At 39.9% G+C, this 13,316-nt stretch carries 15 protein-coding genes; 11 read left to right on the plus strand and 4 right to left on the minus strand.

Features of this window, described 5'->3' with window-relative positions:
• Positions 1 to 26: 26 nt before the first annotated feature.
• On the plus strand, positions 27 to 740 hold the full coding sequence (locus J7338_RS19175) for a M15 family metallopeptidase (RefSeq protein WP_210798583.1): 714 nt from the start codon (positions 27 to 29) through the stop codon (positions 738 to 740).
• A gap of 110 nt (positions 741 to 850) precedes the next feature.
• Here J7338_RS19175 and J7338_RS19180 read toward each other — a convergent pair whose 3' ends face one another.
• Entirely contained in the window at positions 851 to 1,240 is a 390-nt protein-coding gene (locus tag J7338_RS19180) for a hypothetical protein (protein ID WP_210798584.1), read from the minus strand.
• Positions 1,241 to 1,315: 75 nt separating this feature from the next.
• Between J7338_RS19180 and J7338_RS20870 the strand changes: the two genes are divergently transcribed.
• From J7338_RS20870 to J7338_RS19195, 6 genes are all read left to right on the plus strand, one after another.
• A complete protein-coding gene (locus J7338_RS20870) occupies positions 1,316 to 1,903 on the plus strand; it encodes a hypothetical protein (protein ID WP_228733033.1) in 588 nt (195 codons plus the stop codon).
• A gap of 55 nt (positions 1,904 to 1,958) precedes the next feature.
• Positions 1,959 to 2,459 (plus strand): M36 family metallopeptidase, encoded by a 501-nt coding sequence (locus tag J7338_RS20875; RefSeq protein ID WP_228733034.1) that lies wholly within the window; start codon positions 1,959 to 1,961, stop codon positions 2,457 to 2,459.
• Positions 2,460 to 2,473: 14 nt separating this feature from the next.
• Positions 2,474 to 2,995 (plus strand): PA domain-containing protein, encoded by a 522-nt coding sequence (locus tag J7338_RS21065; RefSeq protein WP_275074588.1) that lies wholly within the window; start codon positions 2,474 to 2,476, stop codon positions 2,993 to 2,995.
• 9 nt (positions 2,996 to 3,004) lie between these two features.
• The gene (locus tag J7338_RS20880) at positions 3,005 to 4,612 is read left to right on the plus strand and encodes a M36 family metallopeptidase (RefSeq protein ID WP_267459594.1); all 1,608 of its coding nucleotides are present in this window, start codon (positions 3,005 to 3,007) and stop codon (positions 4,610 to 4,612) included.
• Positions 4,613 to 5,004: 392 nt separating this feature from the next.
• A complete protein-coding gene (locus J7338_RS19190; RefSeq protein ID WP_016706454.1) occupies positions 5,005 to 5,214 on the plus strand; it encodes a cold-shock protein in 210 nt (69 codons plus the stop codon).
• A 122-nt stretch (positions 5,215 to 5,336) separates the two neighbouring features.
• A complete protein-coding gene (locus J7338_RS19195; protein ID WP_210798585.1) occupies positions 5,337 to 6,083 on the plus strand; it encodes a substrate-binding periplasmic protein in 747 nt (248 codons plus the stop codon).
• On the opposite strand, the gene J7338_RS19200 is transcribed toward J7338_RS19195, so the two are convergent.
• The 3 genes from J7338_RS19200 to udk form a co-directional block, all read right to left on the minus strand.
• Complete coding sequence (locus tag J7338_RS19200) at positions 6,084 to 6,803, minus strand: substrate-binding periplasmic protein (protein WP_210798586.1); 720 nt, start codon at positions 6,801 to 6,803, stop codon at positions 6,084 to 6,086. It abuts the gene before it with no gap.
• 195 nt (positions 6,804 to 6,998) lie between these two features.
• Positions 6,999 to 8,222: a NupC/NupG family nucleoside CNT transporter gene (locus J7338_RS19205; protein WP_210798587.1), complete on the minus strand. Its 1,224-nt coding sequence runs from the start codon at positions 8,220 to 8,222 to the stop codon at positions 6,999 to 7,001.
• Between the two features lie 18 nt (positions 8,223 to 8,240).
• A complete protein-coding gene (gene udk / locus J7338_RS19210; protein ID WP_210798588.1) occupies positions 8,241 to 8,870 on the minus strand; it encodes a uridine kinase in 630 nt (209 codons plus the stop codon).
• A 191-nt stretch (positions 8,871 to 9,061) separates the two neighbouring features.
• On the opposite strand from udk, the gene J7338_RS19215 reads away from it, so the two are divergent.
• The 4 genes from J7338_RS19215 to J7338_RS19230 all read left to right on the plus strand — a co-directional run bounded on the left by J7338_RS19215 (position 9,062) and on the right by J7338_RS19230 (position 13,055).
• The gene (locus J7338_RS19215; protein WP_210798589.1) at positions 9,062 to 10,294 is read left to right on the plus strand and encodes a phosphopentomutase; all 1,233 of its coding nucleotides are present in this window, start codon (positions 9,062 to 9,064) and stop codon (positions 10,292 to 10,294) included.
• Positions 10,294 to 11,001 carry a purine-nucleoside phosphorylase gene (gene deoD, locus J7338_RS19220; protein ID WP_182797661.1) on the plus strand — a complete coding sequence of 236 codons (708 nt, stop codon included), beginning with the start codon at positions 10,294 to 10,296 and terminating at the stop codon, positions 10,999 to 11,001. Before J7338_RS19215 ends, deoD begins: the two co-directional genes overlap by 1 nt.
• Positions 11,002 to 11,259: 258 nt before the next feature.
• A complete protein-coding gene (locus tag J7338_RS19225; RefSeq protein WP_149980369.1) occupies positions 11,260 to 11,604 on the plus strand; it encodes a four helix bundle protein in 345 nt (114 codons plus the stop codon).
• A 308-nt stretch (positions 11,605 to 11,912) separates the two neighbouring features.
• Positions 11,913 to 13,055: a serine hydrolase domain-containing protein gene (locus J7338_RS19230; RefSeq protein ID WP_210798590.1), complete on the plus strand. Its 1,143-nt coding sequence runs from the start codon at positions 11,913 to 11,915 to the stop codon at positions 13,053 to 13,055.
• Positions 13,056 to 13,316: the final 261 nt, after the last annotated feature.

Here is a 13,316-nt window from a genome sequence, read left to right on the forward strand (position 1 = left end):
TGTTTTTAATGTTATAGGCTACTAAAATGTTGTTAAATATCAGTTTTAAACTAATATCACTGCTTGGAGTGTATGCTTTAAGCAGTACAGCAATTGCCCATGACGCTAACGCTACATATTCCGACTCAACTCAAAGCCATCGCAGTGAGTTTGTTGATGTTGCAACCTTAATACCGACGGCATTATTTGATATCCGCTATTTTAGTGGGCAAAACTTTGTCGGTAAACCAATCGAAGGTTATAACGCACCTAAATGCTTATTACATAAAACGGCAGCCGCAGCGCTGGTAAAAGCGCATTCTCAGGCGGAGCAAGCTGGTTATAATTTTAAAATCTATGATTGTTATCGGCCACAACGTGCCGTTGACCACTTTGTGCGTTGGGTTAACGACGAAACTGACACAAAAACTAAAGCCGCTTATTATCCTAATTTAGGAAAAGACCAGTTACTCGGTGATTATATCGCAGCTAAATCAGGCCACAGCCGTGGTTCAACAATTGATTTAACTTTAACTGATAGTCAAGGAAAAGCACTAAATATGGGCTCACTGTTTGATATGTTCGATACCATTTCAAATACTGACGACCCGCGTATAACGCACGAACAACAAGCGAATAGGTATAAACTGAAAAATCTTATGCTTGCCGCTGGATTTTCACCTTACACAATGGAGTGGTGGCACTTTACCTATCAGCCGCAAGCCTACCCGAATACCTATTTTGACTTTGTGGTCGAGTAATTAAAACTGCTCCTCAATGGGTGAATAATTAATTGCCATTTCAATAGTATCAATAACGGTATATTGCTTTAAATCACTTATTGTTGATTTCAAGTCGGTATTTTTATCGACTAGGAATTGATAGGTGTGCTTGGTAATTTTTTTGTGTTGTACGTACTTTTGAGTGCTAGCGGAATATCATCGCTTTTCAAGGTAATAAACACGCCTCCAGTGACAATTCCTTGTTCCGATGTCGCGTGATTATGGACAGTTGTTCCTTTGAGCAATTTATCCGTTTTATAGCTAATCTTTTCCCCGTTATTATTAATTGAATTGCTAACTAAAAGTGTTGTTTCTACATTCTTTAGTTTTTGTGAAGTTTTTAAAGCTACTTCTTGAGCTTTTTCATCACTAGCATTGATGTTATTTTTGGTACTACCAGTTGGCGGTTCATTTTTTTTACATCCACTCATTAGTGTGATTGTAATTATAAACAGTTGTAATTTAATATTATTTTGCATGTTTGAAATTCCCCTTACTTACCTTTGCTTACATTTACCTTTCTTTGGCAAGCCGTTGGTCAAGCAAAACCTAATATGTCAGTTGTTTTACCCGAACAAAGAAATGCATACGCTGCAGATTTTTATTTAAATGCTTTAACCGGTTTCAGTGCTAGTAAAAAAGGGACGTCAAACGCAGTTATTGCTGATTTATCTAAACAAAAAAGTGGTTCTGTAACGGCTAAATATAAACAACAAGTTCATGGCGTTGAAGTTTTTAATCGTGAATATAACCTTATCATGGATAAGGAACATAACTTGGTGGCAGGATCAGGCTATTTTGCTAACACAAGTGCAAATACTAAACGTTCATTAGCACCATTAGCTGATTTTGTTGGTGCTGAGCAGAGCATTAAACAAGCGATTAAAAAGCTAGCAGATATTAATGTATTCCTTACAAAATCAACTGAACAAGGCGATTACGTTAAATACACTGTAACTAATCAAAGTGGTGATAAAGTTGTACTTGGCCAGCCGCGCGCTAAAAAAGTATTCTTTGAGGTTAATGGTCAACTTGAATCAGCTTATTATGTTGAAGTCGCAGATAAGAACAGTTTAGAAAGTGATTGCTTCAGCTATGTTATTGGTGCAAAAACAGCAAAGTATATTTCAAAAAAGATTTAAAATCGCATGCTGCTGATTTTAACTACCGTGTATGGGCTGATGCAGATGGTTACCCATGGGAAGGGCCTCATGGCGATGTTCTGATCAAACAGATGAAACCGAAATCCTTGATGCACCGATAGTTAGCCTTTCTTATTACAGTAAGTTAAGCACCATGGATCCATGGCTTACTGATGATGCTACAACTACATCTGGTAATAACGTATTTGCATATGCCGACGTTATAGCACCACAAGGTTTCACTGAAGGTGACTTCACTGCTGAAACAACCTCAGATTTTACATTTGATTACCCCTATCAAGTTGATCAAGTCGCAAACAGCTACGATAACCGTAAGGCGGCAATTGTTAACTTGTTCTACATGAACAACTTTTTGCATGATTTCTTTTATGACCATGGTTTTGATGAAACGTCGAACGTAGCTCAGCTTTCTAACTATGAACGCGGTGGTGTTGAAGGTGACCCAATTGAAGCACAAGCACAAGATAATAGCGGTTTAAATAACGCTAATATGTCAACACCAGCTGATGGTGCAAGCCCGCGGATGCAAAAGTAGGCACAGACTTTGGTGTGGTTGTAACCTCTGACGCAACTGTTGGAGTTCTTGAGTCTTCTAAAGTCTCGGGCTTTGGGCAATTCCAATTTGCTGACGTTGTACGTTTAGTTGATGGTAATGACACTGATTCAGGTAGCGTTTTCGATGGCTGTGAGCCTGCAACTAATGGCGCAGAGTTAGCTGGAAAAATTGCCCTAATTGATCGTGGTTCGTGTAACTTCACAGCAAAAGTTTTACATGCTCAAGAAGTTGGAGCAATCGGCGCAATTGTTGTAAACAACGTTCCAGACACTGATGAGCCTGCGGCTATGGGCGGTGAAGATGATGCGGTGTTAATTCCTAATATGGGTCTTAACTTTGCTGATGGTCACCTGATGTATGACTCCATAAGAGCTGGAAATACAGTTACTGTTAATATGTTCAATAATGCCAAGTTAAAAGATGGCACACTTGATAACGGTATTATTGCTCATGAATGGGGCCACTATATTAGTAACCGTTTAGTTGGTAACTCTGCGGGTCTAATTAACTTCTAAGGCCGTGCAATGGGTGAAGGCTGGGGTGATTTCCACTCCCTGATGTTTATTGCTAAAGCTGATGACATCAACATCACAGGTAACGACAAGTTCCAAAAAGCATACGGCAGTGGTACGTTTGTTGAAGACTTCTACTATGGTATTCGTTGTGTACCATACTCTACAAATAAAGAAGTTAATCCGCTTTCATTCCGTCACATTACTGAAAATGCAGGTGCAGATGTAGGCATTTCACCAACAAGTGTAGCCTCTCCACATGCTGCGGGTGAAATTTGGGCGACTATGCTTTGGGAAAGTTATGTAGCATTAATTAATGAACATGGTTTTGAAGAAGCACAAAATCGCATGGCTAACTACCTTGTTGCAGGCTATAAACTAACAGCAATTGCGCCTTTATATACTGAAGCACGTGATGCGATATTAGCGGCGGCATACGCTGCTGATACCAAAGATTATGAGCTAATTTTAGGTGCATTTGCTAAACGCGGCATGGGTTTAGGTGCTGTAGCGCCAGATCGTTTCAGTGACGATTTAACGGGCGTTGTAGAATCTGACAAGATGGAACTGGCTAGCTTTAACCTCAAAGAGGTGGCTATTGATGCAAACTACAATGGTGCAGAACTAGGCTTTTGTTCAAATGACGGTATTGTCGATAAAGGTGAAACGGCCATATTAACGGTGAGTATTACAAATACAGGTAGTAAAATGCTTACTGGTACGCAAGCTCAACTGACTGTGGTCAGTGATCATGATGTGACATTTGAAAATGATGGTTTAGTTACATTTGCTGACACAATGCCATTTTCGACTGCAACGAGTTCACCCCTTAAGTTTACCTTGAATGAATCAGGTACAGCTGAAAACTTAGAAATTGAAGTATCATTCCCAGAGTTATCTGCTGACGATGAAATTGTTGAAGCGGCCACTGAAAAAGTTACTTATTCGGTCAACATGGCTTTTGAAGACAAACAGCCAGTCGGCGCGCAAACTATGGATAACATGGAAGTAGCGAGAGCATCATTATTTGATCTAAAAGAAAATGTAATGATCGGTGGTGATTTAGCTAAAGGTACACAAAGTATGGCAGCTGATGATAATGTTGCCTTTTTCAACAGCTTTGGTTTTGAACTTGGTGAGCAAACGATGTTCTTGCAGAACAACGATTTCCAATCAGATGTAGCGATAGAAACTAAAGGATTTGATATTGGCTTTGCAGGTGACTTTGAGGTGTCATTTTGGCATTTTTATCGTATTGAAAACGAGTGGGATGGTGGTGTTGTTGAAATTAGCGTCAATGATGGTAGCAGGGTTGATGTGACTGAAATGGGTGGTACATTTAATCGTGGTTACGATGGTCCGCTAATTGAGAATGACTCCCAAGCTATCCAAGAGCGTGATACGTTTACAGGTAACAACATCAATCAGGATAACGTATACGGTAACTACGAAACAATTAATTTTGGTAGTGAACTCAATGGTAATAGAGCAAAACTACGCTTTCGCCTTTCATCAGATGGCGCTGTTGGTGATTTAGGATGGTGGATTGATAACCTTACATTTAACAATGTAACAACGCCAATCTTCTGTAGTAATTGGTGGCGATGCTGTCGCATGTGATAACGTAGCTCCTAAACGTAGCTCCTAAACGTAGCTCCTATAGTAACAATTAAAAAAGCCCTTGCAGTTAGCTGCAAGGGCTTTTTTATTGGTCGTATTTATAAACCATTATAAAAACACATGTTGCCGCTGCGTGCTGTTTTTTTAGTTTTGAATTTACTACATGTTGGATCATGGCTGAGTATTTATATATTAATAAAGGGGTTGACATAACTTATTAACCCTGTATAGTTTGCTGCAGCTAGAAAGAAAGCATGAAAGCTATAAATCTCCATTTCGATGTTGTATAAGTAATACTTGTAGTACCGTCCTGAAGTTTTTAAAGTACCATCTCATTTTTTGCTACACCGCTCATTAGAGCAATTATTTTATTTTTATATCAGGATATTACAATGTCTAACATCGTATCAGGTACAGTTAAGTGGTTCAACGAGTCTAAAGGTTTTGGTTTCATTGAGCAAGAAAATGGCCCAGACGTTTTCGCACATTTCTCAGCAATCAAAAGCGAAGGTTTCAAAACTTTAGCTGAAGGCCAACGTGTAGAGTTCACTCTTTCACAAGGTCAAAAAGGTCCACAAGCTGAGAATATCACTCCAGTTTAATTTTACCTTTTAGGTAGAATAAAAAAAGCAAGCTTAGGCTTGCTTTTTTGTGTTTGAAAATTGACGTAACTTGCTCCTCTTTCTATTCTTTATCTATTATTGTTATTCTGTAATTGAGATAGATGATCTACCGACTACTTATCCTAGCATTTAGCCTTGGCTTTTCATTTACTTGCACTGCAAAGCCAATAGTTACTATTTTTACTGAACAGTTTCCTCCTTATAATTTTTCGAATAAAGGGCAGCTGCAAGGGATTAATTTAGATATTGTGCGTACGCTGTGTGAGCTTGCGCAAGTGGAATGCAAATTTGAGCTGTTACCTTGGGCGCGCGCATACGATTTAGTGCAAAAAAATACGCTCTCTGGGCTAGTATCAACCGCTCGCAGTGCTGAGCGAGAAGAGCTTTTTTATTGGGTAGGCCCGTTGGTTTCTTCGCGTACATTTTTTTATCGCCTTCGTAGTAATAAACATATTAATCCAACTGATATTACTCAAGTTAGTGCATATACTTTAGGGGTCGTCAGAGAGGATATTTATACGGAGTTAGTGGAGAGTGTTGGTTTTAAACAAGATAAGAACCTATTGAAAGTAGCTCACCATTATGAGTATATAAACCTATTTTTTAAAAACAGAATCGACTTAATTCTCGGTTCAGAACTTTCTTTAGATTACCAATTACAGCAATTTGGTCATGGCGGTAAAGAAGTCGTCAAATTAGTTGAACTGCCAGTAAATACATTACAGGGTAACTACTTAGCATTTAATAAAGAGATGCCTATTGAGATAGTTGAGCGCTTCAATAAACAATTAGAAAAACTTAAAGCGGTTGATAACTTAGATGCTTATCGACATCGTTATGTAAAGTAATTAATTAGCTGTTATTAATTGACGGTATTTGTCAGTATTTTTAACCTTTAAAAATGCTCGTTGTAATGCTTTCACTACATCGCCATCAGTATTTATATTTGCGGCTAAGTAACCTGCTACCGACAGCCCTTCTATGGCATGCACGAACGTCAGGGTGTTAGTGTTGATCGCTAGCTGCTCACTCATTGATGCTAGATAATTCGCATCGTCGACCACCAGATCAACCTTTCTGGCCAGTAATAACTGATATGATTTTTGAATATCAGTCGTCAACAATACTTCGAAACCACGTTTTATTAATACTTGCGATGCAAGGTCATGGCGCTGTACGGCAATTTTATATTGCTTGGCCTGATCTGTTTCATTAAAGTTAATATCGCTGCGCTCAGAGAGTTTTACAAAGCCCATTTCAAACTGTGCTACTGGTCCTATCCAATGGAATAGTGTTTCGCGCTCTGTTGTACGTGCCATACTGTAGATTAGGGTATTGCTATTATTAACCGCCATTTTATAAGCACGGGCCCAAGGGTACATGCTGATAGGGGCATTAAGCTTAGCCTCTAAAATAATCATATTTACTAATTCAGTACTATAACCAGTTACCTGATTATTAAGCAAAACTTGATTTGGCGGCGACAACTCGGTCACAACCATTAAGTTTTGATGGGCAATGCTTTGAACACTGATACAAAGAAGTAGTAGGTTAATAAATAGCTGCATTCATTTCACTTTTTGGCGATAGGTAGAACTTTGAGTATAGCAATAACGAGGAAAGTATTATGAAAGTAAACGGTGAATTAAAAACGATAAAAGGGCCATAAAGGCCCTTTGTGAAGTATCGTTCAAGTAAGATAAGTCTTTAACCCCTTAAAGGCTTATCTTATTGTTTTGCAACCAAGGCTCATCTCAAAGTTTCTAAGCTAGCGAGAGGAAAAAACCTGCAATTGCGGCGCTCATAAGGTTAGCCATAGATCCTGCTAACACTGCTCTGAGCCCTAAGCGTGCGATATCCTTTCGCCGACTAGGCGCCATACCGCCTAATCCACCTAGTAAAATGGCTATCGATGATAAGTTAGCAAACCCACATAACGCGAATGTGACAATCGCTTGTGTGTGCGCACTTAACGTATCGCGATAATTCATAAAGTCTAAATAAGCAACAAACTCGTTTACTACTAATTTTTGACCAATAAAGCTACCAGCTATAATTGCTTCACTCCACGGTACACCTAGTAACCAGGCTACCGGCGCAAATATATAACCTAAAATTTCTTGTAGTGTTAGGGTTGGATAATCAAACCAACCACCAATACCACCTAATAAACCGTTTAGCAGCGCAATTAAAGCTACAAATGCCAGTAACATTGCGCCTACGTTCAAGGCTAAGTGCATGCCGTTTGCAGCACCAGATGCTGCTGCATCAATGACGTTAACTGGCTTGTCTTCGTCAAGCTCTAAATCAGCTAATGTATCTTTAGGAGTTTCGGTCTCTGGCACAATCATCTTGGCCATTAAAAACCCACCCGGTGCTGCCATGAAGCTGGCTGCAATTAAATACTTAAGCTCTACACCAATAATCACGTAACCGGCCATTACCGAGCCTGCTACCGTTGCTAAACCACCTACCATCACGGCAAATAACTCTGACTTAGTCATCGTTGCAATAAAAGGTTTAACAATCAGCGGTGCTTCAGTTTGACCAACAAAAATGTTTGCGGTTGCTGAAAGCGACTCGGTGCGTGAGGTTTTTAACAGTTTTTGTAACCCACCGCCTAATATTCTGATTATCCAATCCATAATGCCTAAGTGATATAACACAGCGACTAATGCTGAGAAAAACACAATAACGGGCAATACTTGAATAGCAAAAATAAACCCTAACGTATCCTGATTTGCTAATGGCCCAAATAAAAAGCTGATCCCATCATTAGCAAAACCGATCACTGATGATACGGCTTTTGACATGCCAACTAATGCATTTTTACCTGCTTCTGAAAACAGGACAAAACCACCAATTATAAATTGTAGGGCAAAAGCGATACCGACAGTTCTTAAACTAATTGCTTTGCGATTTGTCGAAGCCGCAAATGCAATGCCTAGCAGCATACACATGCCGACTAAGCTCATAAATGTTGTCATTTTTGCTTATTCCCGTTGTTATTTTTGTAGTAAATATTTTATTTTACTTTTAATTATATCAATCGCAACACGATTCATACCACCACGTGTAACCACTAAATCAGCATTGTGCTTTGAAGGCTCAATAAACTGATAAAACATTGGTCTCACAGTAGCTTGATATTGTTCAACAACGGACTGTAATGTTCTGCCTCGTTGCTCCATATCACGTTGCATACGGCGCATTAGGCAAATATCAAGCGGTGTATCAATAAACACTTTGATATCAAATTCTTTACGTAGCGCTTTATCACTAAGCAACAAAATACCTTCAACTATGAGAATTTCTGCTGGCATCACAGTGCGTGTTTTGTCACTGCGAGTATGCTGCGCATAATCATAGGTAGGTACTTCTACCTCTTCACCATTACGTAACTGTGTTAAATGTTTACACATTAACTCATGTTCAAACGCATCAGGGTGGTCGTAGTTCGTTTGCGTACGATGATCAAACGGCAAATGCGATTGGTCTTTATAATACGCATCTTCCTCGATCACGGCGATTGCGCCTGGTTCAAGCTCATTCACCAATTCATTGTAAATAGTTTGGCTAAAAAGAGATTTGCCAGACGCAGAAGCGCCAGCAATGGCTATTATTGTTCGTGTCACTAAAGTTCTCATCCACACAGAAGGATATATTGTTGGTAGATCACAATAGCAAAAAAGACACGAATAATCTCTCTTGCATCGCTTTAAGGTGTGAAATTTATAATGTTTAGGTTTTATGAAACAGGACTTATGTCCTGTACGTTAAAAAGCACAAAAATATAAAGTAGCTACATTGGATAATCGAGGTGAGTATGGCAAGAGCAATTATATTAATGGCAGATAGCCTAGGCATAGGTGCAGCACCAGACGCTGACAAGTTTGGCGACGTGGGCGCAAACACTTTTGCACATTTGCTTAAAGCATACTTTGAAGAAACTGGCGAACGACTATCACTACCTAACTTATCGTTATTAGGTTTAGTTGATGCGTGTGAAGCTGCAGGCAACGAACCGTGCCTTGTTAGTGACCGCCAAACACCGATTGCTGCTTGGGGTTACGCTAAAGAGCTTTCTAGCGGTAAAGATACCCCATCAGGTCATTGGGAAATGGCAGGTGTACCGGTGTTATTCGATTGGGGATATTTCCCTAAAACACAACCGAGTTTTCCACAACAGTTAATTGACGAGCTGATTGCTCGTACCGGTATCCCTGGGATTTTAGGCAACTGCCATGCCTCGGGTACTACGATTTTAGAACAGTTAGGTGAAGAGCACGTAAAAACAGGTAAACCAATCTGTTACACCTCAGCTGATAGCGTGTTTCAAATAGCCGCGCATGAACAAACTTTCGGTCTAGAAAAACTTTATCAGGTCTGCGAAATCACACGGGCGCTGCTTGATGAAATGAACATAGGACGAGTGATTGCGCGGCCATTTTTGGGTTCCAATAATCAAGACTTTGCCAGAACGGGCAATCGTCGAGATTATTCGGTGTTACCGCCAGCGCCAACATTGCTAGACAAACTAGCAGATGACGGTGGTGAAGTGATTAGCATAGGGAAGATATCTGACATCTATGCGCATCAAGGTATTACCCAAAAACACAAAGCCCCAGGCTTACAAAACTTGTTAGCAAAAACCACTGAGGTAATGGCATCAGCGCCAGATCACAGTTTGATATTTACTAACTTAGTTGATTTTGATGAAAAATTTGGTCATCGCCGCGACCCTGTTGGGTATGCAAAAGCGCTTAAACAGTTGGACGATTACTTACCAACGATACTTAAGCAGCTTAAAGCCGACGACGTACTAATTATTACGGCGGATCACGGTTGTGATCCAACATTCCCGGGCAGTGAGCACACCCGCGAATATGTGCCTGTACTTGCTTATCAGGTAGGGCTTGAAAATACCCCGCTTGGTGAACGTGCTAGTTTTGCAGACATAGGTCAAACACTTGCCCAGTGGTTTAACTTACCTGCACTTGAATATGGCGATGGCTTTATTGATAAGCTTAACGCGCTAAAAGTAAAAGGAAACGAATAATGAGTACTCCACATATTGACGCAAATAATGGCGATTTTGCACAAACGGTATTAATGCCGGGTGATCCATTACGTGCGCAATACATTGCTGAAAATTTTCTTGATGATGCTGTAAAAGTAACCGGTGTTCGTAACATGTATGGTTTTACTGGTACATATAAAGGTAAACCAGTAAGCATCATGGGTTCTGGTATGGGCATTCCATCAATGTCGATTTACGCACGCGAATTAATCGTCAGCTATGGCGTTAAAAACCTTATTCGTATCGGCACTTGTGGTGGTATTGGTAGCGACATTAAAATTCGTGACGTTATTTTTGCACAAGGCGCAAGCACAGATTCAAATGTAAATCGTGCGCGTGTACGTGGTTATGATTTCTCAGCAATTGCTGATTTTGATTTACTATTAAACGGCGTTAACGCTGCGAAAGAGTTAGGTATTAAAGCGAAAGTGGGTAACGTATTTACCACCGACACTTTTTATCAAGCCGATAACAGCTTTTATCAAGAACTTGATAAACTAGGCATGTTAGCGGTAGATATGGAAACAGCCGGTTTATACGGCGTTGCTGCTGAATATGGCGCAAAAGCCATGGCATTATTTACCGTGAGTGACCACGTGATCACCGGTGAAGCAACCCCAAGTGAAGAGCGTCAAAGCACCTTTAACGAAATGGTTAAAATTGCGCTTGAGTCAATCGAAGCGTAATAAACAAAAAGTTCCTTGGTAACGTATTCACTCGTTTGGAGACACGCCCAAATACAGTGAGACTAACCTCCAAAGCCGCTTAGTAACCCTAAGCGGCTTTTTTTATGGGGAAAAGCTAGCGAGGGTAAAGTTAGCAAGGGTAAAGTTAGCAAGGGTAAAGTTAGCAAGGGTAAAGTTAGCAAGGGTAAAGTTGTACCTTTAATGTTGTTTTTTGATTTTTTGTACTATAAATATATAAAACACTGAATAATTGATATTATGAATTTTGAGCGACTAGACGTATGGAAACGATCAGCGGCACTATCAGTAGCTGTATTTAAACACTTTAAATCAAGTCATGAGCGAGGTTTAAAAGATCAAATAACCCGTTCTAGCTTGTCAATATCATCGAATATAGCGGAAGGCTATGAAAGAATGTCTTCGAAAGATTGTGTTCGTTTTTTGTATTACGCCAAAGGCAGTTGTGGTGAATTGAGGTCTCAACTTTATATATCTATGGAAATAGGAGAAATCGATTCGAATACGGCATTTCAGTGGATCAATGAAACAACCGAATTATCTAAAATGCTGGGCGGATTAATTAAAGTGATAAGTAAAAGCTGAGCTGTTAGGGAGGGGTAGCTAGCGAGGGTAAAGTCTGAGCTAGTACAGGTAATGTTAGTGGGAGTAAAGTGGATTAGTCGCCATTTAACCTGACACTTTCACAGGTAGAGTTATATCAAATCTGACAGTCTCTTGTGTACGTGAAGCGGATATTTCGCATTCTCTATCATACAAATACAGTGTACAGTTATACAGCTGAAAACATTGATAGTGTGATACGAAAAATCTGAAATGCTAATTTATCTCACATATCAGTTCACATGGAAAGCAAACGTTTTTACACGAAAACAATTAGATAGGGATAACTCATGCACAGATTAGTTCAGGCGCTCACTATTGGCCTACTACTAAATTCAGGTAAAGCTGTTGCACAAAATAATCAGATAATGCTTTTAGAAAAAAGAATGGACGCTATTGCCGAAAAGAGCATTAGCCCAGATGGGCCTGGATGTTCTATAGGTATAATTCAGAACAGAGAGTTTATATTCAAAAAGAGCTATGGACTAGCTAATGTTGAACACCAAATACCGCTCAGTAGTCAATCGGTATTCAGAATGGCGTCGGTATCAAAGCAATTTACAGCTTTCGCTGTTTTGCTGTTAGCTGATGATGGCGCCATCGCGCTCACTGACGATATTCGCCAGCATTTGCCAGAATTAAAAGAATATGGAAAAAAGATCTCCATCAACTCACTACTCGGACATTTCAGCGGTTTGGGCAATTTTGAAGATCACCTAAGTACACTTCGTGAGTCTTCCTTAAGCGGCTTTTTTATTGGGAGTGAACAGTTCGTATCAAATTCAGAGTACTATTCTGTTATTAAAGACTTTCCGCTTGTACATAAACCTGATACCACTATGGAATACAGTAATCACGGGTATATCATTCTGGCAAAATTAGTTGAACGAATAAGTGGATTGACGATACGCGAATTCACCAATAAGCGTATATTTAAGCCCCTTGGTATGAATCATACGTTTTTTTCAGATAGCGCCGAAGAGATTATTCCTAACCGAGCATCCGGATACCGTTCGCCTGAAGCAGGAAAACAACGCAATCATTTGACTGCTTTACACACAATTGGTGATGGAGGCTTATTCAGCACCATAGATGACATGCTGATATGGGATAATCACTTTAATGATCCTAAGTTGGGCAAAGCTCCTAAAGCGTTAATTGCGCTAATGAATAAGCCAAATGTGAATGTGCCAGAGAGCGATGAGGGGAAATGGTACTACGCCAATGGGCAAAATACCGATGGTCGCTATTTTTTCCACAACGGTGGTTGGGTTGGAACAGGCACCAGCTACATTCGAAGACCAGACACCCAAACGTCTGTTGTTGGAATGTGCAATTCGGTGTCACTAAGTGTAAATGATTTTACTTATGCAACCTTTGAGATATTGGCTGATTTAAAGTTGTGGGACGGGGAAGACCCTTCGGTATACTGAAATAAAAAGCGTAAATGGGTAAAAGAACAGCTATCGCTGACAGGCTCGAATTTAAAAGACAAGTTGAACGTCCGCAAATTGTCTGAAGCGGCCTGTCAGATGGTATCTAAACCAGCAAATAAAAGTGTCAGATCAGATATGAGCCACTACAAGTAAAGAGACGAAGTACTTGACTACCGCGTTTAAAAATTCATTCTGATAAAACTCGCAAACTCGCAAACTCGCAAACTCGCAAACTCGCAAACTCGCAAACTCGCAAAC

The sequence above is a fragment of the Pseudoalteromonas ostreae genome (assembly GCF_018069805.1).
GTDB lineage: Bacteria > Pseudomonadota > Gammaproteobacteria > Enterobacterales > Alteromonadaceae > Pseudoalteromonas > Pseudoalteromonas ostreae.